Below are 20774 nucleotides of genomic sequence, written 5' to 3' on the forward strand. Positions count from 1 at the left end.
TTTGACCGCTGGCAGCGATACCAGGAGGGGGATGTATGCCGGCAGATGACCTCGAAGAGGCCATGGGTGAGGATGACCTCGCAGAGGGGCAAGTGCCGATCACGGCACTACAGGAACATTTCAGCGTGTCGTTTACGCGAATGATCGCATACGCCGCCGGATGCTCGATAAAACCTCATGAGACCGACTATGAGGGCGTTGATATTACGATCGTTTCCTCAACGGAGTACCGCGGTTACTACGGCCCGCAGTTCGAGCTCCAACTCAAGTGCACCTACCAAGAAAGTCTACTCAAAGATGACAGCATGACCTGGCGCATGAAGGCAAAGCCGTTTCGGAAATTGACACGCGGGAAACGGTACATCCCCGCCTATCTCGGTGTACTCCTTATCCCACGCGAACCAGAGCCATGGCTACGAACCGACGAATGGGGCTTGTTCACACGAAGCCGCATGTTCTGGGAGTCTGCCGATAACCTGAGATATGACGGCCCGATCAAGGAGTACCACACAGTACATTTGCCACGTCGAAACCTGTTCACGGGCGAGCAGCTTTTGGGCATAATGAAGACGATCGGCGATGCAGAGGAGGGTTCGCGGTGAACCGATCCATACTCGACAGTTACCGCGATATTGCATCTGCGTTGACCCCTCTCGCTGTCTCCCAGTTCCTGGCTTCTCATGACTGGGAACTGGAACATCAACAGCCAGATGTTCGTCAGGTCTGGCGCTATGGCTCGGGTCACTTGTCCACTGCGCCACGTGTCATGATCCCGCTTGCTACGGACTTCGCAGATTTCATGCCACGCTTCGTGGATGCGCTCGAGTCACTCGGGCACATTCATGACTGGGATGCAGGTCAGCTACTGGAACACGTCATTGCTACACGCGCGGACCTCTTTTTCGTTCGTCTCGACCAAGGCATGATTGACGGAACAATCCCCTTCCAGCAAGCCGAAAGGACGCTGCAAGCTATCTACAAGATGATGAGGGCAGCAGCAACCACAACCGCTGACCCCCATCACTCGCATAAGGGACGCAGGCCAGCGGCAGTTGGCGAATTCCTGGATGAAGACGTACGGCTCGGGCACACGAAGCGTGGCAGTTTTGTGTTCACTGTCGTAACACGCCTGGGAGACCCTAGCCCTCAGGCTATCGACAGCCTCGAGCGGCCAACTATTGCCTTCCCCCGGCGGGTCATGGAAACCCTAGCCAGAGGACTTGAGACCACAAAGCGCCTGACGCAATCCTGGGACCAGGAGGCCCTCGAATTTCCGAGCAGTCTAGGGCTAAGTGCAGGGCTAGTCGAATCACTCGAAGATATGTCGCAGCCCGAACACCTTCGTTCGCTGGACTTGTCTTTCCAATGGGCAGCAGCTGAACGTAAGCCGGACGTGGGACTAGCAACCATTGTGCTGGACCGCGATGTGATTGATGAGCTCCCACGAGTCCGGGAGCGGCTCGTACGAAGGGAAGAGCCCACACGACGGGAGACATTGGTCGGACTCGTCAAATCACTCACGCGGGATGATGCGGCATCCAGCAACGACGAATCAGCAATCATCACCGTCGCGGCGGAGGTAAGTGGCAAAACTCTGCGAGTCCAGGTTCCGCTAGCTGGAGAGAATCACGGCTGGGCAATAATGGCTTATAGGCGGCAACTGCCCTTTACGGTGACCGGAGACCTCTCATACGAACGTCGCGCATGGCGTCTGACGGGCGATATCGAAGTCGATTCGAGCTTCCTGCAGCATCTCTCAGGATCGTCAAAACCCGACTTGGGCGAGGCATGAAGCAAGAGCACTCCAAGCACCAGCGTCCGTCCGCCCGCGGGCTGTGCCACCCCGGAACCCGGGGTGGCACAGCCCGCGGACACAAGCGATCGCATGACGACTCCTGTGCTCAAGCATCCGCGCTTGAGTACGAGACGGGGCACCCCGTCGGTAGTCATCGCGCCGGAAGGCCTCCCAGGCAGCGCGGTGGCCGGCGCCGACGTTTGGAGTAGGTGGTAACGGTCTCTTAATTGGAGATAGGGAACATTTCCTCGCCGGGCGCCGGCATTCCCTCTCCTACAGGCAGCGGTACGCGGGCGCCGTGCTCCACTGGACGGACCAATCGATGCGAGCGCATGGACTCAAGAACATGCTCCTGTGTGGCCCGCCGTCGGCACCAGCGCTCAAGCCACCACTCGGAGACCTTGGCGTCCGCTTCGGTCAGTTCGGGATTCAGCAGGTACCTCGGCTCCTGGTCGACGCCGAGCGAGTAGTCCCGCAGGTTCTCGACCAGAGGAACCCCGTAGAGGATGCGCTCGCGTCCGTGCTTGAGAAGCTCGTTGGCGGGCCAGCCAAGCGCTGCCAGCCCCACTCGGACCTTACGTAGTCGGGGGCTGACACCCTCGCCGAAGAGACTGTTGACCCGGACGAGCGAGCCGCGCAACGTCGAGACTCGAACTAGGGCGTCGACGGTCTCATCGGAGAAGTGAGAGGTCCCGAAGGACCGTGACCGTCCAAGCTCGTGAAAACCCATACGGATGTCGCTCTCACCGCCCATGACGTCAGCAGGCCAAAACAGTCGGTTGTACTGACTTGAACCGGTGCCGTAGAGCGACGTGGTTCCGACGAAGGAGAGCCGGGGCTCACGCAGGATCGGGCGGCCGGCCATTGCCGACGCGATCTCGCTCGGGCGTGCATACTTCTCGCGGTAAGCGGACAGAACCTGGGGCGAGACGGCAAGTGCCCCTACTAGCTTCCCCGCCGCCAGCGCGCTGTAGGGCGCCACGGCGCCGCAGACGGTGAGGTCGGCGATGACAGTACCGACCCTCTCTCCACGTGCGCGACGCACCACTCGGCGCATCTGCGAACGGGCCTTCGGATCCGAGAACGCCTTGGTCAGGCCTTCGATCGTGGGCGGGGAGAGATAGCCTCCAAGCAGGCTGGCGATCTCTAGGGCTTCTGCGAGCGCTGACGAACGCTTGCTCCGAAATAGGTCAGTTTCGGCGCGCTCCACCCACGCTTCGCGGTCGATGTTGCGGACCGCACGGATCGTGCTTGCCTGGTGGTGCCTCTGACGGTGCCGATCGGCATCGGCCCGCAACCGAGCGATGACCTCAGGCGTGGGCGCTGCCAGGTCGGTCGGTTGGAGAATCCCGTCACGAAGGAGATCGTCAACGTAGATCTCGCTCTGCTGGCCCTCGATCCGCTGAGCCAGCCAGCCAGCAATATCAGCAGTGGGCTCAGCTTGCACCTGCTCGAGGAATTGATCCGTCTCCCAGCCCATCCAGTGGTCACGCTCGGCAATCTGGACGACGGGGCTGGAGATGGCCGCCAACCCGATCACCGCGTGGAACTCGGTGGCTGCGTCCCGGACCAAGATCGGCATCGAACGGCCAGGCACGGTCGCGTAGGCGTTGGACCATGTGTGGCGGAAGTAACGCCAGATGTCGTGAAGTTTGAATCCGGTCAGTTCACAAGTCGATGAGTCGACGATCTGAACGTAGGGCTTAATGACATCCGCAGACGCGCCGGCGCGCTGAAACGCGTCAGCCAGTTCGCGGCCGTCACGCATCAGGTTGAAGACGGAGACCAATCGGTCGCCGTGCTGGTGCGTGCGCTCCATTCCCTCGACGAACCGTCGAACGCTGCTCTTTCTGAGCTGTTCGTCACGGCGGAGGTGCTCCTGACGCCGGATCCGGGCCTTCTCCACCTTGCGGTCGCCGTGGACCGAAGGGGGAGTAAAGACGGCCTTAGACCTGTCCACTCGAACCGTCCAGCCTTGATCCACAAGATCGATGGCGACGTGAGCAGCCGCCGCGAGCAGAGGCTGGTCGTACAAGTTGTTGATCTTGGCTGCCTTCATCCACCGCTCGTGGTCGCCTACGGCTTCCGCCCCCATCGGCGTGCTCGCAAGCTGGGTGCAGAGTCGGGCGAACCCTTGCTGTTCCCGGCGGGAGGCATCGGCCGGAAGGCTGAGAGGAACGAGCTTGGCCTCTTCTTTCATGACTTCTGGAGCATCCGTCCGTAGGTCCTGCTCCACATGCGCAGGAGATCGTCGCAGTTGTGGCCGTCGCGGCTGAGGAGTGTTGTGGTGCGGGCGAAGGACAGGAGGAACAGTTCGAGAGCAGTCCGGAGTTCTCCTGCCGCCTCATCACCCAACTTCTGGAGCGGGCGGTACAACGCTGCGAAGGCAGGGTGGTCAACGTTCAGCGTGACATCGAGCGTGCGCCGCTTCAGAGAGGAGGCGAACATCTTATCGATCGAGAGTTGCTCGGATCCAATCCGGTAACTCAGGGCGCCCGAGCCCCTACCCGCCGTAGGGATGACAGGCAGATCGGCATCCGCGGCCGCCGCTACCCGGCAGGACGCCTCCGTGGCCGCTTGAAACTTGACCTCCTCGAAAGCTTGGCGGACACGCGAGTTCAAAAGCCGGGCGATCGCCTCCAACTCCGACCCGAGGGCCTCCTGGAGTACCTGGGAAGGCCGGATTCCCTGCTTGTTAATGGTGATACCAAAGTGCTCGTCGAGGACGGGATCAAACTCGATCTCGCAGCGCCACCAGTCGTCGTAGTTCTCTTTTCGCTTCGCCCCCATGAGGTGCCAGCCGCTCGCGATCTCGCGACCGGCGCGGAGAATGGAGACGCCAGCTCCGCCTACGATGCCGCTGCGCCGCTTGGTAGCGTTATCCAGGTGCTGCCAGTGCTGCACCGGCAGCATCGCGAACCGGACAGTAACGAATGCCGTCTTGCCCGACGCCGCTGCCAGTTCGTAGCGGAGCGGCTCGAACGCCAAGCCTGCGCTGTGCCCCTCGATCTTCGCCGTGAGAAGCATGGGATCCACCGGATCGACCCGCTTCCCATTGAGGGTCAACGTGAGGTCCCCGTTACTGAGGAAGCGGCGGTAGATGCGTCCAAGGTCCCGCCGCAGCGCACGCTCGAGCCAGGCGAGGCGCTGGTACTCGATACGGTCACAGTGCTGCCAGGTCACCAGGCAGCCCGACCCCGTCGTGACGCCGGGCTGACGGCGAGCCCGAAGATCAACTGGGGTCCCGGCCGCGATGGCGTCAACGTCCAAGCAGACCCGGTTGGCCGCCTGACCGTTCTGCCATGAGGTCACCTCTACTCGCCGCGCCTGGCTGAGGGACGCGGCGGGCAGCCCCATGCCGAACCGGCCGAACGACTCCCTTTCGTCGAAGCGTGACGAGCCGCCGAAGCGGAGGCATGCCTCGAGCCGGGAGCGTGACATGCCTTCGCCGTCGTCCTCCACACGGATCTCCGGAAGGCCACCTGGTTTGGGCCTCGTGACCGTGACCGCGACTTTCGTCGCTGCCGCCTGGAGCGAGTTGTCGATGAGTTCTGCGAGGGCGGTCGAGAGGCTGACGTAGCCCGACTCTCGGACTGCGCGGATGAAGTTGGAGGAGACCAGGAGGTCGTCCTTATGTTGCGTCTGCCGGCCCATCGCTTCTCCCGATGACTTGCTCAGATACCTGCGTCGAGAGTAGCTGCATCGAGGCCGCCTGGAAAGCAGGTCATTCGGTGCGGCAAGGTCAGTCAGACCTGGTCACGATCGTGACCGTGATCCGCTTCGTCTTGGCCGGTTCGGTCAGGTCCACGCCTGAGCCGTCAGCCATGAGGAGGCGGACAGTAGGGCGGCTGCCCCCGGCAGCATGCAGGTAGGGCTCAGCAGACTCGAGGGTTACGACCCGACCCGTACGCTGCAGATCGAACGAGATGCGGTGGCCGGCCGTGTGCATGTTGATGACGCGCTCAACGACGTCCACCTCTGTCACCGCCTCCCCGACGAGCGCTTCTGGAAGCGGTGAAACGGTCTTCAGCGAGTTGATGCCAAGCACCTGAAGCGTAGCGATCTTCTTCCCCTTGAGCCGCTCCAGGAGCGGTGCGATCTCGGCTGCGGACTGGATGGTGGCCATGTGAGCATCATGACTGAAGAAACAGGACGTGTGCGCCAGGCCCGGCAGTTGCTGGCTCACTCCTCCGCCGCCCCCCTGTGAGTCTGTGGTGAGACACCCGGTATCCGGGCTGCCCTTCCTGGGACGGCCAGGATCCCTGCGCCAGATGACCAGGACGAACGGCCCGATAGCCGAGTCTGAGGACTCGGCGCCGAGACCGACCCACCGCTGCTTCTCCCTGGAGCACAAGCTGTGCATGGTCGCCGCGTACGACGCCGCCCTGGCTGGGTTGAAGGGCGCGATTCCCACGCCGTGAGCGACTGCTTTCCCCATCATCGATTGGAAGGCCGTCCGGTACGCCGCGGAGATGACCACCCGGCACCGGCTGGCGCACCAGCGCGGTTGGGGGCCCTGCTGGAATACATGCCGGAGCCGATCGATTGGCCTGTTCAGGGTGCCGACGGCGAAGGTAAGGGGTGGAGCCGGTGAACGATCTGAAGCTCTTCCGGGTCGCTGACGGCCAGGCGGCCGAGATCCCGGGAGCGGCGGTGGCGCTGGAGCGCCACCTGCAGACGTTGATCGAGCAGAACATGGAAGCGATGCTCGGGATCCGGTTCCTGGCGTCCGAGTACGGCACCGGTTCGCGGCACCGCGGGCGGATCGACTCCCTCGGCCTGGACGAGAGCGGCAACCCAGTGATCATTGAGTACAAGCGTTCGAATGGCAAGGCGGTGATCACTCAGGCACTGTCATACCTGTCGTGGCTGCGCGATCACCGACATGAGTTCGAGAGTCTGGTGAAGGAACGGCTGGGCGACGATGCGGCTGGCTCGGTCGACTGGAGCAATCCGCGTCTGGTGTGCATCGCCGGGGATTTCACGTCGCACGACACGAACGCGCTGGAGGAGATCGGCCGCCGAATCGATCTCGTGAGCTACCGGGACTTCGGCGGGGGCCTGCTGGCTCTGCACCTGGTCGCCTCGGTGACCGGCTCCGCGGCACCGTCCCGGACTTCCAGCACGCCCGCGACCACGAGTGCGTCTTCGGTGGGTTCAGGGGGTGGCGGCTCGACGGTCAAGTCAGTCCGGCAGTTCTACGACGAGTCGCCTCAGTCTCTGCGGGACCTGTACACCGACCTCGACGCCATGCTGATCTCACAGGCAGATGTGCAGAAGGAGTTCCAACTGCATTACGTCGCGTACCGACGGATCAAGAACGTTGCGACCATCCGCTTCCAGCCGCGCCGCCACACCCTCGTGGTCCGGCTTGCGATCGATCCCGACACTGTCGAGTTGGTCGAGGGCTTCGCCCGTGACGTACGCAAGATCGGCTGTCTGGGGACTGGCCCTCTGGAACTGCGGATCCGGTCACACGAGGACTTGTCGAGAGCCAGCGACCTCGTCCGGCGAAGCGTCGAAGGCCGCTGACCCAGATATGCGGGGCCGGTGTGCATCAAAGCTGGGGTGCGCACCGGCCCCCCGTTTGCGTTCCTTCAGGGGTGGCCGTCTGGCGCGGTCTGGTCTCATTATTCGGGGCCCGCCAATTCAAAGTCTTCCTGAGTCAGGGCGCTCTGAAGTCGCTGCTCCGCGATGTCGGCGTAGTGCTCGGAGAGTTCGACGCCGATGAACTTGCGGCCCTCGCGCAGGGCGGCGACGCCGGTTGTGCCGGAGCCGGTGAAGGGGTCGAGGACCGTTCCGCCCGGCGGGCAGATCCTCACCAGCTCCTGCATCACCTCCACGGGCTTCTGCGTGATGTGCACGCGGTCCTTCCGGGGCTGGCTCGCGGTGTAAAGGCCGGGCAGGTAGACGGGGTTCCGGTCGGGGTCGACCGGGCCCTTGGTGCCCCAGACGATGTATTCGCAGGACTGCTTGAGTCGGCCCTTCTGCGGTCGGGAGACCGGCTTGTGCCACGAGGCGATGCCGCGCCAGGTCCAGCCGGCGGCCTGGAGCGCGTCGGTGGTGGTGGGCAGTTGCCTCCAGTCGGTGAAGACGAGCGCGGCGCCGGACTCGGCGGTGGCCCGGTAGGACTCGGTGAGCAGGAGGGTGAGCCAGAAGTCGTACGAGCGCTGGTCGCGGTTCTCGCCGGGGAAGTTGGCAAGGTCGTGTTCGGCGTCGCCCGAGGTGTACTTCGCGCGGGCGCTGCGACCGGTTCGTTCGCTGCTGGTTCGGCCGCCGCTGTTGTAGGGCGGGTCGGTGATGACTGCGTCGACGCTGTTGTCAGGGATGCCGGCGAGGGCGGTCAGCGCGTCGCCTCGGTGCAGGGTATACGACATTGTGCGGTTCTCTCTTTCCGCGGGGACGGGCGTGCGGGATTCCGCGTTCCCGGAATACCGCGCACGTCGGCGTGATTCGCTCCCGGAAGCCACAGAAACAGCTGCCTGAGGAGAGCGATGGGCTGGAGAGTAACCACCGATCCCGGCCGCACCTAATGACGCTCTGCCGACACATCACGGGCCCCGACCGCCAGGCGAGGCGTCGTTTGGTGCGGCCGGAATTCGTCTCTACAGTCTCGCCGTGTTCGACGGACGGGGCCCTGCTCCCGCCCTGTTGAGCTGTGCTGATGCGTGTTGCCTCGTCCAGGTGGCGGCACGGCAGCACTCACGAAACAGCCTGATATTTCGGCGAGGGGATTCTCCGTGTGGCGTGTGAGATTAAGAGCGCGGCTGGCTGCCGCTCTCCAGTAACGGGGTTCCCAGGAGTCGGGAGTTAGCCGCTCCCGACCCTTGGAATCTCTATTCCCTGATCTCAGGTGTTGTGAATTTCCGACCGGTGCGGTGCCGGTGACCTTTTCGACGAGAACGCTGGTGCCGCGCTGCCTACGAGTAAGGAGCTGCTGATGCAGCATGCCCAGGCACGCCCTTCCCCGACGTCCGACGCCTGTGACCTCCGCTCGGCGGACGGCCCGCGGCCGTGAAGGCGGGCGCGGCAATAGTCGGGTCCGTGGCTCTTGGCCCACTGCTGCTGATCGCCCCGCTCGCGATGGCTCTGGCCGGCGCGAGCAGTGCCCAGGCCGCCTGTGCGAGCGGCGATGCACAGGCTGTGGATACCGCGGCGGTCGCCAAGCAGGTGGAGTCGATCCTCAAAGGCGGCGGCAAGGCCACGGTGTCGGTCCCGGGGCTGGACGATCCCGCAGAGCAGATCCCGAACGCCAAGACGATCCAGGCCACCGGCGTCGCCATGAAGGTGCCGGCGCGAGGACAGGTCGTGGCCCTCGCCACGGCCCTGCAGGAGTCGGGGCTGCGGAATCTGGACTACGGCGACCGGGATTCGCTCGGCCTCTTCCAGCAGCGTCCCAGCCAGGGCTGGGGGACGGCCCAGCAGGTCCGCGATCCGGTGCACGCCTCGACGAGGTTCTACGAGGCTCTGCTCAAGGTCCCAGGCTGGCAGTCCATGACCGTCACGCAGGCGGCACAGGCGGTCCAGAAGAGCGGCTTTCCTGACGCCTACGCCAAGTGGGAGCCGCTGGGCACGGCTCTACAGAAGGCCATCGCCACGTCGCTGTCGGAGGAGTCGAGTTCCGACGGAGGCGACGAGGGCGAGCGGACGGATGCGGCTCCCGGCGGGTGCGGCACCGGTGAGGACGGGGCCAAGTTCGGTCCGATCCCCGCAGGCTCCGTCCCCAAGGACTACAAGATCCCGGCTGATGCGCCCAAGTCGGTCCGCACCGCCATCCGCTGGGGGCTCGGTCAGCTCGGCACTCCGTATCAGTGGGGTGGCGCGTGCACCGATCCGCGCGGCCAGGACCCGATGGGCCGCTGCGACTGCTCGTCCCTGATGCAGATGTCGTACAAGGCCGGGGGCGTCTCGATCTCCCGGACCACGTACACGCAGGTCAAGGAGGGTAAGGCGGTCAGCGTCGACGCCCTCAAGCCGGGCGATCTCCTCTTCACCCGCGGCACGGCCCAAGTCCCGGAACACGTCGGGATGTTCATCGGCGACGGCCTGATCCTGCACGCACCGCGCACTGGTGACGTGGTCAAGCTCTCGACCCTCGCCGAGTGGCGGCCGGACGTCCTCGCCGCCCGCCGGATCGTCTGACCGGCCCCCCTCTCCCCCTCTCAGTCCTCCCCTTCCGGGCCTTCGCGCGCCCATATTCATACTGGAGTTCCAATGAAGCTCATTCAGCACGCCCAGATGCTGGCGTACAACCCTGGCGTCACGCCGAGCGAGGGCGGCCTGCCCGGTCTCGACGTCCTCAAGAAGGTCATGGGCAGCATCAACCTCTTCGGCATCATCGCCACGGTCGGCGCCCTCGCCATCTCCGCCATCGTCTGGGCCTGGGGCCACCACAGCGGAGGCCACCAGGCCGAGGCCAACGGCAAGAAGGGCACGGTCGTCGCCGCCGGCTGCGCCCTCCTGCTCGGCGCGGCCAACGGCGTCGTCGCGTTCTTCTCGGCGATGGGGACGCAGGTTCACTGATGTCGAAGAATCGTTTCCCTTCCGCCAGGGAGCGGAGGCACGGAGCCCCGTCCTCGGTTCTGCGCCGCGCCTCGATCGGCAGCATCGTCCTCGCTGTCCTGCTGGCCGTCGCCGGCCTGGTCGCGTACGTCACCCGTGCGGAGAGCCCGGCCCCGCCGAAGGCCACCCCCGCGCCGACGTCCTCATCGGCCTCTCCCTCCCCGGCCGCCACCGCGCGCACCGGGGTGGCGGTGGCCACGCCGCCCAGGACGGCCGATCCGATCGAGTTCGCCAAGGCCGCCACCAAGGTCCTGTGGACGTACGACACCCGGTCCTTCTCGCAGGCCGAGCACCTGGCCGGCCTCGAGCGGTGGATGACCAGCGAGAAGAAGTACGCCGACTGGAAGTCGGTCACGGACCAGGTACCCGGCCCGGTGCTGTGGTCGCGGATGCACGACAACGGGCAGCACGCCGACGCCACGATCGGCGAGGGCCACTTCCCGCAGGCGTTCAAGACCGCCCTGGCCCAGGACCCCGGCGCGATCACCGAGGCGTACGTCTACGCCGTCACGGTCACCGGCAAGCAGTCCATCGCCTGGAAGGGCTCCGGTGCCGGAGCCGAGTCCCGCTCGACGACCCTCGCCGTCCAGTGCCGACCGGACCGCGACTGCGCCCTCGTCGGCGTCCTTCCGAACGTCGCGCCGTGATCGCCCTCAACCTGTGTAAGGAGGTGCCCTCATGGGGGCTTGCGACCTTCCTCTGATGAGTACGGTCTGCGACACCGTCGGCGGTGTCGTCGGCGCGACCGGCGAAGCCGTCACCGACGGCATCGGCGCCTGGATCGCCAAGTCGATGGGCGAGATGGCCCAGGCCGCAGCGGATCTGGCGTCGAAGGCCGTCGACCGGACCACGGCCATCGATCTCAACGCCGAGTGGTTCAGGAGCAACTACGAGCTGATCCTGCCTATCGGCCTCATCCTCACCGTCGGCACGTTCTGCCTGCAGCTCACCCGCGCCGCCTGGCGCCGGGACGAACGCGCCCTCGCGCAGGCGGTGTACGGAACAGTGGCCGGCGTCCTGTTCGCGTTTGCCGCCATCGCCTGCACCACCGTCGCGATCACTGTGGTCGACGCGCTCAGCGCCGGCCTGTTCAAGGCGGCCAACAGCTCCGTGGACGATGCGGTGCGCCGCATCATCAAGGTCAACGAGTTGGGGGCGATGTACGGCCTGGGCTGGGGCGTCCCAGCCATCGTCGCACTCGGCTGCGCGGTGGGCGCCTTCCTCTACTGGGCGGTGATGGTCGCCCGCAAGGTCGGCATCCTGGTCCTGGTCACCCTGGCCGTGTTCGCCGGGGCCGGCGGCGGCTGGGAGGTCGCGCGGCGCTGGCGGCGCGGCTGGATCGAGGCGACCAGCACCCTGATCGTCTCCAAGCTCCTGATGACCATCGTGTTCCTGCTGGGTGTCTCCGCCATGGGCAAGACCGACGCGAGCGACGGGCTGAGCGCCCTGTCGGATGCGATCGCGGGCATCGTCGTGATGGTCCTGGTGCTGCTCTGCCCCTACGCCACGTACAAGTTCGTGCACTGGGCGGCCGACGGCGGCGGCCACGACGATCTGCACCGCACCGGTGTCGCCGGCATGGCGGTCGCCGCGGGTGCGGCGAAGACCGCGGGGCAGCTCGCGGTTCAGGCCGGCACGGGAATGCGGGCTCCGCAGGGGCCGGCGAAGGTGCCGGGCCAGGGCTCCGGTGGCGTCGCCTCTGGGATCGACCCGACGGGCGGATCCGGTGGTGAGGCCAAGCCGAAGCAGACCCACTTCCGCTTCGGTGAGGATCCGAGTGCGACCGGCGACAAGGGCCGTGCGCTGATCCGCCGTCCTCCCACGGACGGTGACCGCGGAGTCCCGCTCATCCAGCGCCCCGGTGGGGGCCAGGCAGCTGACTCGGCGCCAGCGGTCTCCGGGCCGACGCCACAGGGCGCCTCGGTCTCGGCACCGCAGGTCACGCACCTGGACCCGCCGGCACCGCGGCGCAGCGGTCCTCCTCCGCAGGGAGGCGCCACCCCGCAGCGGTGGATCTATCCCGGGCCAGCGGACCGCTCGGGCTCGTAGCCCGGAGCTGACGGGGTGGGCCGAGGCCCGCCCGGCCCGCCCCGTCTTCCTCTTCTTCTTTCTCCTCATGTTCCAAGGACGGCTTCGCCATGCTCTCTGATGCTTCTCACCCTGACGGTCCGGCTACCGTCAAGTTCCCTCACCGCTCGCGCCGTGGCGTGCTGCTCGGCCTGTCGGCCCCTCAGCTGATCGTCGTCGCGGTCTGCGGTCTGCTCCTGCTCGGGGTGCTGCTCACCTCCGGTGTGACCGGGGCGCTCAAGCTCGTACCGCTGTGGGCCGTCGTCCTCGCGGCGGTCTTCATCCGCCACCGCGGACGGGCGCTAGCCGACTGGGCGCCGATCGCGATCCGATACGCGCTGCGCCGCTTCCGGGGGCAGCTGGTCTGGCTCGCCCGGCCCTCCACCCGGCCACGGCGAGAGGGTCTGCTCCACCTGCCCGGCACCGCCGCGTCCCTGCGGGTGGTGTCCTCATCGGACGGCCGCCTCGGCGCGGTGCACGATCCGCACCACGGCACCCTCACGGCCGTGGTGAAGGTCTCCTCCCGCGCCTTCGCCCTGCTCGACCCGGCCGCGCAGGCGGGCAACGTCTCCGGCTGGGGCCGCACGCTGGCCGCGCTCTCGCGCAGCGGGCACATCGCCCGCGTCCAGGTGCTGGAGCGCACGGTCCCCGACTCCGGCGATGCGCTCAACCGCTACTGGCAGGAGCACGGCAACGCCCAGACCCCGCTCGCCGGTCCGATCTACGGCGACCTGCTGGCCGCCGCAGGCCCCGCCGCCGCCCCGCACGAGGCGTACGTCGCCCTCGCCCTCGACCTCAAGGCCGCCCGCCGCCTGATCAACCAGGCCGGCGGCGGACTCACCGGAGCCTTCGCCGTACTGGCCCAGCTCGCCTCCACCTTCGACCAGTCCGCCCGTACCTCCGGGCTCACACCGAATGGCTGGCTGCCCGCGCGCGAGATCGCCGCCGTGATCCGTACCGCGTACGACCCCAAGGCGTCGGCTGGCCTCGACCGGTGGTCCGACTCGGGCCGTCCGCAGGCCGACCCCGCTGCCGCCGGACCGGTCGTCCTCGTCGAGAAGGCCGACCGTATCCAGACCGACTCGGCCCACCACGCCACATTCTGGATCGAGAACTGGCCGCGCATCGAGACCAGCCCCGGCTTCCTCCACCAGCTCCTGTTCACCACCGGCGTGCGCCGCACCCTCTCGCTGACCTACGAGCCCAAGGGGCTGGACGCCGCCCTGAAGGACGTACAGCGCAAGAAGGCCACCGTGATCGCGGACGCCGCCGAGCGGGCCCGCAAGGGCCAGGTCGACTCCGAGGAGGACTCGGTCGAGTACGCCGACATCAAGCAGCGCGAGCGCCAGCTCATCGCCGGACACGCCGACGTCGCCCTCACCGGCCTGCTCACCGTGAGCGCGGACACCCGCGAGGAGCTCAACGCCGCCTGCGCCGCCGTCGAGACCGCGGCCGTCGCCGCCCTCATCGACCTGCGCCTGCTGACCTGGCAGCAGGCCGAAGCCTTCACCAACGCCGCTCTGCCGCTCGCTCGCCCGTAGCGCGGCCCAGCACCACCGACCGCGCTCTACCGAAGGGCACCCCATGCCGACCGAGCCCCTGCCCGAACTGGCTTCGGACTTCGTCCCGTTCGCCACCGCCGCGCTCGACTTCCACCGGGCCATCAACATGCCCGTCGCCCCGGTCGCCGCCAGCCGCACCGAACTGGACTCCCTGCACGCCCACCTGGTCGCCCTGTACGGGCTGCTGGATGCGCACACCGCGCGGACCGCCCCGGTGGCCGGCGTCGAGGGCGATCACCTGAGGGCCTGCCGTGTCCGGCTGTGGCAGGCAGCCGAGCACCTCCACGCCGCCTATCACGCGGCCCCGCAGCGAGTCACCGGCCGCCTCCCCACGCGGGAGGCGTGCCGGGCCCGCCTTCCCGAGGGCGCACCCGACCTCACTGTGTGCCAGCGCCACCTGGCCACCGCCGCCCGCGTCCGCCGCGACCACACCCCGGCCGACCTGCGCGACCCCTTCACCGGCCTGATCCGCCACTGACCACCGGAGCACCACCGCCATGCCCACCCGAACCACCCGCGCCAGCGCCAGTCCGCTGTTCGTCCCCCGCAAGACCGACCGCCGCACGGCCCGCGCCGCCCGCGACCAGTTCGCCGCTGCCCGCGACAAGGCCCGCCACGCCGCCCGGCCCGAGACCCGCCGCACCACGACCGGCATCGATCCCGAGCTGCGCGCCACCTACCCGGTCGTCGGCCGCCCCGGTCCCGCCTCCGCCCGCGGCGGCCGTCTCAAGCTCCCCGCCCACCGGATGACCACCGCAACCGCGTCCGGCGCCTACCCCTTCCTCGCCGAGGGCGGCCTGGGCGCCCAGGGCATCTACGTGGGCCGCGACGTGCACGCGGAGGCCGCCTTCACCTACGACCCGTTCGCGCTGTACGGGCGGCTCGACGGCTTCACGAACCCGAACATCCTGCTCGCCGGGATCATCGGCATGGGCAAGTCCGCCCTGGCCAAATCCCTCGCCGTACGCGCCGTGGCCTTCGGCTACCGCATCTACGTGCCCTGCGACCCCAAGGGCGAGTGGACCGTTGTCGCCCAGGCGCTGGGCGGGCAGACCATCGCCCTGGGTCCCGGCCTTCCCGGCCGGCTGAATCCGCTGGACGCCCCTGCCAGGCCGTACGGCGTCAGCGAGGACGACTGGGCGGGCGAGGTCCGCAAGCGGCGCCTGCTTCTCCTCGGCTCGCTCGCGAAGACGGTCCTGCGGCGCGACCTGCACCCGATGGAGCACACCGCCCTGGACGTGGCACTCGACCAGGCAGTCGCGCACGCCGGGGCCGTCGGCACCACCCCGCTGCTCGGCGATGTCGCGTACGTGCTTGGCGCACCCGAGCGGCTCGACGCCGCGCTCGGTGACCTGTCCGGACGCCTGGGACGGGCGGCCGAGGACCTGGCCCACGCACTGCGGCGCCTGGTGCATGGCGACCTGGCCGGCATGTTCGACGCGCCGAGCACCGTGGCCTTCGACCCGGCCGCGCCGATGCTGTCGATCGACCTGTCCCGCCTCGGAGGCACCGGCGACGACACCGCACTCGTCCTCGCGATGACCTGTGCCTCCGCGTGGATGGAGTCCGCGCTGGCCGACCCCACCGGTGGACGGCGCTGGGTGATCTACGACGAGGCATGGCGCGTGATGCGGCACGTCGCCTTGCTGGAGCGCATGCAGAGCCAGTGGAAGCTCAGCCGGGGTCTCGGCATCGCCAACATGATGGTCATCCACCGCCTCAGCGACCTGCTCACCGCGGGCGACGCCGGCTCCCGGGGCCGCGCGCTCGCCGAGGGCCTGCTCACCGACTGCTCCACCCGCATCATCTACCGCCAGGAAGCCGACCAACTCGGCTCCGCCGCCGCCCTGCTGGGCCTCACCGGCGTCGAGACCCAGGCCGTCTCCGCCCTCACCAAGGGGCGCGGCCTGTGGAAGGTCGCGGGCCGGTCGTTCATTACTCAGCATCTGCTCCACCCGCACGAGCGCGAGCTGTTCGACACGGACGCCCGGATGCATACCTGAGCCGTCCGCTCCCGTCCACGCCCCGGGGGAGCCGGCCCGCGCCGCCCCGGCTCCCCCACGCCCGTCGTCACATCACGCCCCCCACACAGGAAGTCGCCCCGCCATGCACCTGAAGCGCACGATCCGTCGCGGCCTGCGCCGCCTCGTCCGGCTCTACGCCGACGCCGCCCGCGCCCACACCGCACACGGCCATGCCTCCGTAATCCCCAGCCCGTGCGATCCCGTGGACGCGACGCGGCAAGGGACCGACCGGCGCCCTGACGCGCACGACGAGGGCGAGACCCGTCATGGCTGAGCTGGCATGGATCACGCTGGGCAAGCACCCGCAGCTCGGCCTCACCGCCGCCACCATCCGCGACGACTTCGGCTCCGCCAACCGGATGCTGCTCGATGCCGGATTCTCCACCGGGCATCCCGACTTCGCCTATGTCCTCGGCGACAGCCGTCCGGACGAGGTCCAGGCGACGCTTCAGCAGCTCTACAGCGCTGTGGCCAGCCACTACGTCGCCATCGACGACGCCTCGCTCGACGGCCGCATGCCCACCAGCCCGGCGCTGCCCCGTAGTTCAGAGCCCGCGCACCCTCCGACCCCGTCACCGCGCCGACCAGACTCACGGGCCGATCTCGCGGAGTTCGCCGAGGAACTGTCGGGCCGACTCCCCGGCTCCTGGACTGCCGCCGTCCACGAACACGCGGCAGAGGAAGGCCAGCTCCCGCTCAGCGAACGGGTATGGGATTACGGCCACGTGAGCTGGGCCCTTTCCGAATTCACCCCACATCGAAGCCCCGTACTCACCAGTGACTCTGGCATCGAGCTCCTAGTCACCGACCGCCCCCTGCGCAAACACGAGTTCCTGGTCGCCGCGTTCGAACCACGAGGCAGCGGGTTCGACACGACCACCAGGACACCCAACGGCATCGTCGTGAACACCGACCCGGTACGAGCGGCCTCCCGAGTGACAACCCGCCTGCTGCCCCGGTACCAGGAGGCCGTCCGCGAGACCCGGCTCAGCCAAGTCGCCAAGTCGGTGGCTGCCGGCCAGCGCGTTCTGGCCGAATGGGACGCGGTCTCGGACAGCCTGTGCGATGCCGATCACTGGCCGCTCGACGAGCGGTACGGCCTGCGCCAACAGGTACGGGACGCGGAAATGTGGGCGCAGTTCGCTCCCTTCCTCGAGCACGGTCCCACCCTGGTCGCGCACGCCGAGGAAAAACTTCCTCTCCTTGATCCCGCGGAGCGTGCGGCCGGGCGCTGGGCGTACCGGCTCCACGCCTTGCGCGAGGCACTGGCCGGCGGCGCCCGAGTGCAGGCCGAGTTCCAAGTGGTCGCCGAGGCGCTCCTGCCCGACCATCCTCGCTCGAAGGCAGTGTTCGCGGACGCCGTGGCCATGCGCAACGCCGAGGGCTGGCACTACTCCCTGACCTGGATGGACAACGCCGGCGTCCTCGTCGACATCGCGCGCGCCGACAAGGCACCGCCCACTCCACCGACCCGACCGCTCCGTGCGCAGCAGGTCCGGTCGAGACGCGCCGAGGCTGCCCTTTCCTGGTCACCACACGCCGCTCGCCAGATCACCGCGGCGATCGAGAAGAACGCCGGTCCGCCGGCCATCCGCTTCTTCAACTCCAGCAGGCCGCCGCGCTCCCGCTGACTAGCGCGAATCCACGGCCACACCAAATCCGCCTTCCGGCCGCATTCTCGTCCTCCGCACGGCCCCGACCTCTGCGAGGTGCATCTTCGTGGCGGAAACACGTCCGCACATCACTGTCGGCCATCACGACCAGTACGGCGTCGTAGCGGCGACGTCGCACGACAACCACGTCGCCGAGCACATCCTGCGGCTCGTCGGTTTCGAGCGGCTGCCCGGCAGCACTCTGTACGGGCTGACCGATCCGCAGCGTGACCCAGTACGGCGCGGGGCACAGGCGGTCCAGTCCCTGCGGGCCGCGCGGTACAGGGTCAACGCCGATGTCGCATACGACCTCCAGCCCTATACCCGGCTCGGCACGGGCCAGGGCCTCCTGGAGCGGCTGGAGAAACCTTCCGCCTCAACGGTGACGCCCTCGGCCCAGCGGCGCAGGTCCGAGGCCGCCACCGCCATCTCTCCGGCCCGCGCGACCGCGATGCCGGCGCGGCAATCCGGCGTCGCCGTCGAGTACCGCCCTGCCGCCTCCACCCCGCAGCCGGTCCGCACCCGCTAGACCGCACCCACCAAAGGAGCCCGCGCGATGACTCTGCAACTCGAACCGGACGTCGCGTTCGGAATGCACCCCGACTACGGGGTGGCCGCCGCCGTCGCGGACGCCCGACCGTTCCTCGACGAGGTCCTGCGCAAGCACCACTTCCGCTACAGCGAGTACCTCGACGTCTACCTGCTGGCGGACAACACTCCCCACAACACGGCGGTACGGACCGTGGCCAGGGCGACCCGCGAATTCCAGGACGTCGGTCTGTCCGTCGCAGCCGATCCCAGGATCATGATCCCGCCGCCGGTCCCGACTCCGGACGGTGTCCCGGCACGGGCGACACGGCCCGGCCAGTCCCTGACCGCGCTGACCGGCGAACTGCACGAGCTGCGTCGCGCGGCGGACGTCTCCGAGGTCCTGGGCGAGATCCTCGACGAACACCACGGCGTCGTGCTCGACCTGGAGGAGTTCATCGACACGGCCGCCGCCTGGTGTGAGCGGCTCGACACTCCGAATGGTCACGAGCTGGGCCTTCATCTGCGCAACATCGCCCATCACGTCGCCTTCCTCGGCGACCAGCTCGTCGGCGCCCAGCTCGAACTGGCCGTCATGCCCGACGTGACCCCCGAGAACGCCCCGCCCCTGGCCGAGGTGCCGCTGCCCGAGCGGCAGGAGTGGCTCCGGCTCACGCACACCGCGCGAGCGCGCGCCGCCATGGCGTCGTCCCCCAACCGCCTGGCCAACGCACCGAAGCCGCAGGACGAGCCGGTGCCGCGCCTCCAGGCCACGCCGACCGCCTCGAGTCGTACGCGCTGATCCTCCCTTTCTCGACGTTCAAGGAGTACGGCTCATGGCCGTGAAGAAGTTCTGGACCATCGACCACGCCTGCGGTCACACCGCCGAGGCCGATCTGTCCGACCGTCCGGCCGACCGGCGTGCCGGATACGCCCGCTGGCTCGCCGGCCGGGCCTGCGCCGACTGCTGGCGGGCCTCTCGCGCGGAGGACCCCGAGGCCACGGCTGAGTGGCTCGCGAAGCAGCGGGTGATCGAGCAGGCCGAGGCCGAGGCGTGGTCCGAGCAGTACCGCATGCCCCCGCTGGACGGCACCGACCGCGCGGTCGCCTGGGCGACCCGCTGTCGCCACCAGCTGGTCTCCTCCGCGTACACCGCGCTCGTCGTCGAAGGAACCACGAGCGAGGCGGAGTGGGAGGCCATCGAGGACGCCGTACGGCTGCTGACCCGCGCCGGCTGGTGGCTCGACCAGCGCGATGCCGACCCCGCGGACTTGCCCGAGCTGCTGGAAGCCGCCTCCACGAACGACCGGCTGACCGAGAACCCCCACTTCTGAACGGACCACCCCCACGATGCCCACCCCGCCCGACGTCGTCATCACACGCCATCCGACCGGCAATGTCACCGCCGAAGGCGGAGACGAACTCGCCACCACACTCCTCAAGCGCGCGGGCTTCGTCATCGAGACGACAACCCCGGTCCTTCTGGTACCGCCTGCCCTGGGACATGGGCGAAGCCCGCGAGAACCAGATGGCCAGCCACGCGGCCCGCATGCTCACCGCCGTCGGCTACCGCGTCGACCTCGGCCCCGATCTGCACGTGGGCCCCCTCACCACGCCCTCCGACCCCCAGGGCAAACACGTCCACGGCCACCAGGTCCTGCGGCTGACCGACGAACTCAACGGCGCCGAGACGTACGAGACTGCAGCCGGCCTCACCGAGCACGTCCTGGACCCCCACGATGGTGTGCTCGTCCGCCTCAGCGAGTTCTTCGAAGCCGCCGCCGAACAGGCCAAGGCATCCGAAACCGAGGCCGGTTGGGATCTGTCCTACGACTTCGCTGAAGCCGCAGCGACGCTCACCGACCTCGGCGAAGACCTGCACGACGCCGCCGACCAACTGCGGGCACTCAATCGGCCGGCGAAGCCGAACTGGCAGGCGCGAGTCGCCAACTACTACGCGACCGCCCCGGCCACCCAGCGCGCGGGAACGTCCGCCATCACGCCCGAGGCACCTGCGGCCACTCCACCGCCCGCGTCCAGGCCGAACCGAACGCGCTGACCAATCCGCCTCATCAGAAAGGCCGTTGCGTGTCCTTCCTGCACGAAGAGTACGGAACCGACGTCGAGATTTACCGCAAGCCGTTCAGCAACGAGGTGATCGCCGACTGCAGCGACCCGCGCGCCCACGAGGTGCTGGTCGCGTGCGGCTTCGTGAAGAAGACCGTCCCGCCGCACTACGTCTGGCACCAGCTACCCGACGGGCTGTCCGAGGAAGAACAAGCGCAGCGGGCCACGCGTGCCGCGTGCCTCCTGCGTGCCCGGGGCTTCGACGCGAACGTCGCGGAGGACCTGGTCTCCGTGGAAGCCGTCACCGCCGTACGGGACGAGGTCCGGCGGCAGCGGATCAGTGGGGCGGCCACGTCGGCCTCTCCGACCGTCGGCCCGGGCGCGCCACCGGCGCGCCCGGACGCCACGGCCTCGGCCGCGCCCGCGGCTTCCTCCATCTCCACCCACCGCAGCCGCTAGGAGCCCCCGTGATCACCAGAAGAACCCGCCGGCCCCAGCCCATCGCCCCTCTCGCACC

General features: G+C 68.0%; 22 protein-coding genes. 18 read left to right on the forward strand and 4 right to left on the reverse strand.

All coding sequences use genetic code 11. The features are described from left to right. Positions 1-35: 35 nt before the first annotated feature. Together L6E17_RS16305 and L6E17_RS16310 are read left to right on the forward strand one after the other, a co-directional pair. A complete protein-coding gene (locus L6E17_RS16305; protein WP_236241487.1) occupies positions 36-602 on the forward strand; it encodes a DUF4365 domain-containing protein in 567 nt (188 codons plus the stop codon). Then, on the forward strand, positions 599-1792 hold the full coding sequence (locus L6E17_RS16310) for a hypothetical protein (RefSeq protein ID WP_236241488.1): 1194 nt from the start codon (positions 599-601) through the stop codon (positions 1790-1792). Before L6E17_RS16305 ends, L6E17_RS16310 begins: the two co-directional genes overlap by 4 nt. A 226-nt stretch (positions 1793-2018) precedes the next feature. On the opposite strand, the gene L6E17_RS16315 is transcribed toward L6E17_RS16310, so the two are convergent. From L6E17_RS16315 to L6E17_RS16325, 3 genes are all read right to left on the reverse strand, one after another. Continuing rightward, positions 2019-3995 (reverse strand): Druantia anti-phage system protein DruA, encoded by a 1977-nt coding sequence (locus tag L6E17_RS16315; protein WP_236241489.1) that lies wholly within the window; start codon positions 3993-3995, stop codon positions 2019-2021. After that, on the reverse strand, positions 3992-5449 hold the full coding sequence (locus tag L6E17_RS16320) for an ATP-binding protein (RefSeq protein ID WP_236241490.1): 1458 nt from the start codon (positions 5447-5449) through the stop codon (positions 3992-3994). The genes L6E17_RS16315 and L6E17_RS16320 overlap by 4 nt, the downstream gene beginning before the upstream one ends. A gap of 88 nt (positions 5450-5537) precedes the next feature. Next, entirely contained in the window at positions 5538-5921 is a 384-nt protein-coding gene (locus L6E17_RS16325) for a hypothetical protein (RefSeq protein ID WP_017238986.1), read from the reverse strand. Positions 5922-6066: 145 nt separating this feature from the next. Between L6E17_RS16325 and L6E17_RS16330 the strand changes: the two genes are divergently transcribed. Both L6E17_RS16330 and L6E17_RS16335 read left to right on the forward strand, forming a co-directional pair. Continuing rightward, on the forward strand, positions 6067-6216 hold the full coding sequence (locus L6E17_RS16330) for a hypothetical protein (RefSeq protein WP_236241491.1): 150 nt from the start codon (positions 6067-6069) through the stop codon (positions 6214-6216). 169 nt (positions 6217-6385) lie between these two features. After that, on the forward strand, positions 6386-7327 hold the full coding sequence (locus tag L6E17_RS16335; RefSeq protein ID WP_236241492.1) for a DUF5655 domain-containing protein: 942 nt from the start codon (positions 6386-6388) through the stop codon (positions 7325-7327). Between the two features lie 98 nt (positions 7328-7425). Here L6E17_RS16335 and L6E17_RS16340 read toward each other — a convergent pair whose 3' ends face one another. Continuing rightward, positions 7426-8172 (reverse strand): site-specific DNA-methyltransferase, encoded by a 747-nt coding sequence (locus tag L6E17_RS16340; RefSeq protein ID WP_236241493.1) that lies wholly within the window; start codon positions 8170-8172, stop codon positions 7426-7428. Positions 8173-8809: 637 nt separating this feature from the next. Here L6E17_RS16340 and L6E17_RS16345 point away from each other — a divergent pair. From L6E17_RS16345 to L6E17_RS16410, 14 genes are all read left to right on the forward strand, one after another. Continuing rightward, positions 8810-9937 (forward strand): C40 family peptidase, encoded by a 1128-nt coding sequence (locus L6E17_RS16345; RefSeq protein ID WP_236241494.1) that lies wholly within the window; start codon positions 8810-8812, stop codon positions 9935-9937. A 72-nt stretch (positions 9938-10009) separates the two neighbouring features. After that, entirely contained in the window at positions 10010-10318 is a 309-nt protein-coding gene (locus L6E17_RS16350) for a DUF6112 family protein (protein WP_039649441.1), read from the forward strand. Beyond that, entirely contained in the window at positions 10318-11004 is a 687-nt protein-coding gene (locus tag L6E17_RS16355; RefSeq protein ID WP_236241495.1) for a hypothetical protein, read from the forward strand. The genes L6E17_RS16350 and L6E17_RS16355 overlap by 1 nt, the downstream gene beginning before the upstream one ends. Before the next feature lie 31 nt (positions 11005-11035). After that, positions 11036-12406 (forward strand): ATP-binding protein, encoded by a 1371-nt coding sequence (locus L6E17_RS16360; RefSeq protein ID WP_236241496.1) that lies wholly within the window; start codon positions 11036-11038, stop codon positions 12404-12406. A gap of 89 nt (positions 12407-12495) precedes the next feature. Further along, entirely contained in the window at positions 12496-13965 is a 1470-nt protein-coding gene (locus tag L6E17_RS16365) for an SCO6880 family protein (RefSeq protein ID WP_236241497.1), read from the forward strand. A 43-nt stretch (positions 13966-14008) separates the two neighbouring features. Continuing rightward, positions 14009-14464: a DUF6238 family protein gene (locus tag L6E17_RS16370; protein WP_236241498.1), complete on the forward strand. Its 456-nt coding sequence runs from the start codon at positions 14009-14011 to the stop codon at positions 14462-14464. Between the two features lie 19 nt (positions 14465-14483). Continuing rightward, entirely contained in the window at positions 14484-15989 is a 1506-nt protein-coding gene (locus tag L6E17_RS16375) for an ATP-binding protein (protein WP_236241499.1), read from the forward strand. Between the two features lie 103 nt (positions 15990-16092). Then, positions 16093-16284, forward strand: coding sequence for a hypothetical protein (locus L6E17_RS16380; RefSeq protein ID WP_236241500.1), 192 nt, complete (start codon positions 16093-16095; stop codon positions 16282-16284). Continuing rightward, positions 16277-17641, forward strand: coding sequence for a hypothetical protein (locus tag L6E17_RS16385; RefSeq protein WP_236241501.1), 1365 nt, complete (start codon positions 16277-16279; stop codon positions 17639-17641). The genes L6E17_RS16380 and L6E17_RS16385 overlap by 8 nt, the downstream gene beginning before the upstream one ends. Before the next feature lie 88 nt (positions 17642-17729). Further along, positions 17730-18191 carry a hypothetical protein gene (locus L6E17_RS16390; RefSeq protein ID WP_236241502.1) on the forward strand — a complete coding sequence of 154 codons (462 nt, stop codon included), beginning with the start codon at positions 17730-17732 and terminating at the stop codon, positions 18189-18191. Between the two features lie 27 nt (positions 18192-18218). Then, complete coding sequence (locus L6E17_RS16395) at positions 18219-18992, forward strand: hypothetical protein (protein WP_236241503.1); 774 nt, start codon at positions 18219-18221, stop codon at positions 18990-18992. 34 nt (positions 18993-19026) lie between these two features. Beyond that, the gene (locus tag L6E17_RS16400; protein ID WP_236241504.1) at positions 19027-19524 is read left to right on the forward strand and encodes a hypothetical protein; all 498 of its coding nucleotides are present in this window, start codon (positions 19027-19029) and stop codon (positions 19522-19524) included. 170 nt (positions 19525-19694) lie between these two features. Then, a complete protein-coding gene (locus L6E17_RS16405) occupies positions 19695-20249 on the forward strand; it encodes a hypothetical protein (protein ID WP_236241505.1) in 555 nt (184 codons plus the stop codon). A 29-nt stretch (positions 20250-20278) separates the two neighbouring features. Continuing rightward, positions 20279-20716 (forward strand): hypothetical protein, encoded by a 438-nt coding sequence (locus L6E17_RS16410; protein WP_236241506.1) that lies wholly within the window; start codon positions 20279-20281, stop codon positions 20714-20716. The last annotated feature ends 58 nt before the right edge of the window (positions 20717-20774 follow it).

The organism is Streptomyces sp. CC228A (genome assembly GCF_021390935.1).
Lineage (GTDB): Bacteria > Actinomycetota > Actinomycetes > Streptomycetales > Streptomycetaceae > Streptomyces.

Bases quoted from the DNA above. Each gene is read 5' to 3' on its own strand.
- L6E17_RS16305 (WP_236241487.1), top strand. From the start codon at position 36: ATGCCGGCAGATGACCTCGAAGAGGCCATGGGTGAGGATGACCTCGCA.
- L6E17_RS16315 (WP_236241489.1), bottom strand. From the start codon at position 3,995: ATGAAAGAAGAGGCCAAGCTCGTTCCTCTCAGCCTTCCGGCCGATGCC.
- L6E17_RS16320 (WP_236241490.1), bottom strand. From the start codon at position 5,449: ATGGGCCGGCAGACGCAACATAAGGACGACCTCCTGGTCTCCTCCAAC.
- L6E17_RS16325 (WP_017238986.1), bottom strand. From the start codon at position 5,921: ATGGCCACCATCCAGTCCGCAGCCGAGATCGCACCGCTCCTGGAGCGG.
- L6E17_RS16330 (WP_236241491.1), top strand. From the start codon at position 6,067: ATGACCAGGACGAACGGCCCGATAGCCGAGTCTGAGGACTCGGCGCCG.
- L6E17_RS16340 (WP_236241493.1), bottom strand. From the start codon at position 8,172: ATGTCGTATACCCTGCACCGAGGCGACGCGCTGACCGCCCTCGCCGGC.
- L6E17_RS16350 (WP_039649441.1), top strand. From the start codon at position 10,010: ATGAAGCTCATTCAGCACGCCCAGATGCTGGCGTACAACCCTGGCGTC.
- L6E17_RS16355 (WP_236241495.1), top strand. From the start codon at position 10,318: ATGTCGAAGAATCGTTTCCCTTCCGCCAGGGAGCGGAGGCACGGAGCC.
- L6E17_RS16360 (WP_236241496.1), top strand. From the start codon at position 11,036: ATGGGGGCTTGCGACCTTCCTCTGATGAGTACGGTCTGCGACACCGTC.
- L6E17_RS16365 (WP_236241497.1), top strand. From the start codon at position 12,496: ATGCTCTCTGATGCTTCTCACCCTGACGGTCCGGCTACCGTCAAGTTC.
- L6E17_RS16370 (WP_236241498.1), top strand. From the start codon at position 14,009: ATGCCGACCGAGCCCCTGCCCGAACTGGCTTCGGACTTCGTCCCGTTC.
- L6E17_RS16375 (WP_236241499.1), top strand. From the start codon at position 14,484: ATGCCCACCCGAACCACCCGCGCCAGCGCCAGTCCGCTGTTCGTCCCC.
- L6E17_RS16380 (WP_236241500.1), top strand. From the start codon at position 16,093: ATGCACCTGAAGCGCACGATCCGTCGCGGCCTGCGCCGCCTCGTCCGG.
- L6E17_RS16385 (WP_236241501.1), top strand. From the start codon at position 16,277: ATGGCTGAGCTGGCATGGATCACGCTGGGCAAGCACCCGCAGCTCGGC.
- L6E17_RS16395 (WP_236241503.1), top strand. From the start codon at position 18,219: ATGACTCTGCAACTCGAACCGGACGTCGCGTTCGGAATGCACCCCGAC.
- L6E17_RS16400 (WP_236241504.1), top strand. From the start codon at position 19,027: ATGGCCGTGAAGAAGTTCTGGACCATCGACCACGCCTGCGGTCACACC.
- L6E17_RS16405 (WP_236241505.1), top strand. From the start codon at position 19,695: ATGGGCGAAGCCCGCGAGAACCAGATGGCCAGCCACGCGGCCCGCATG.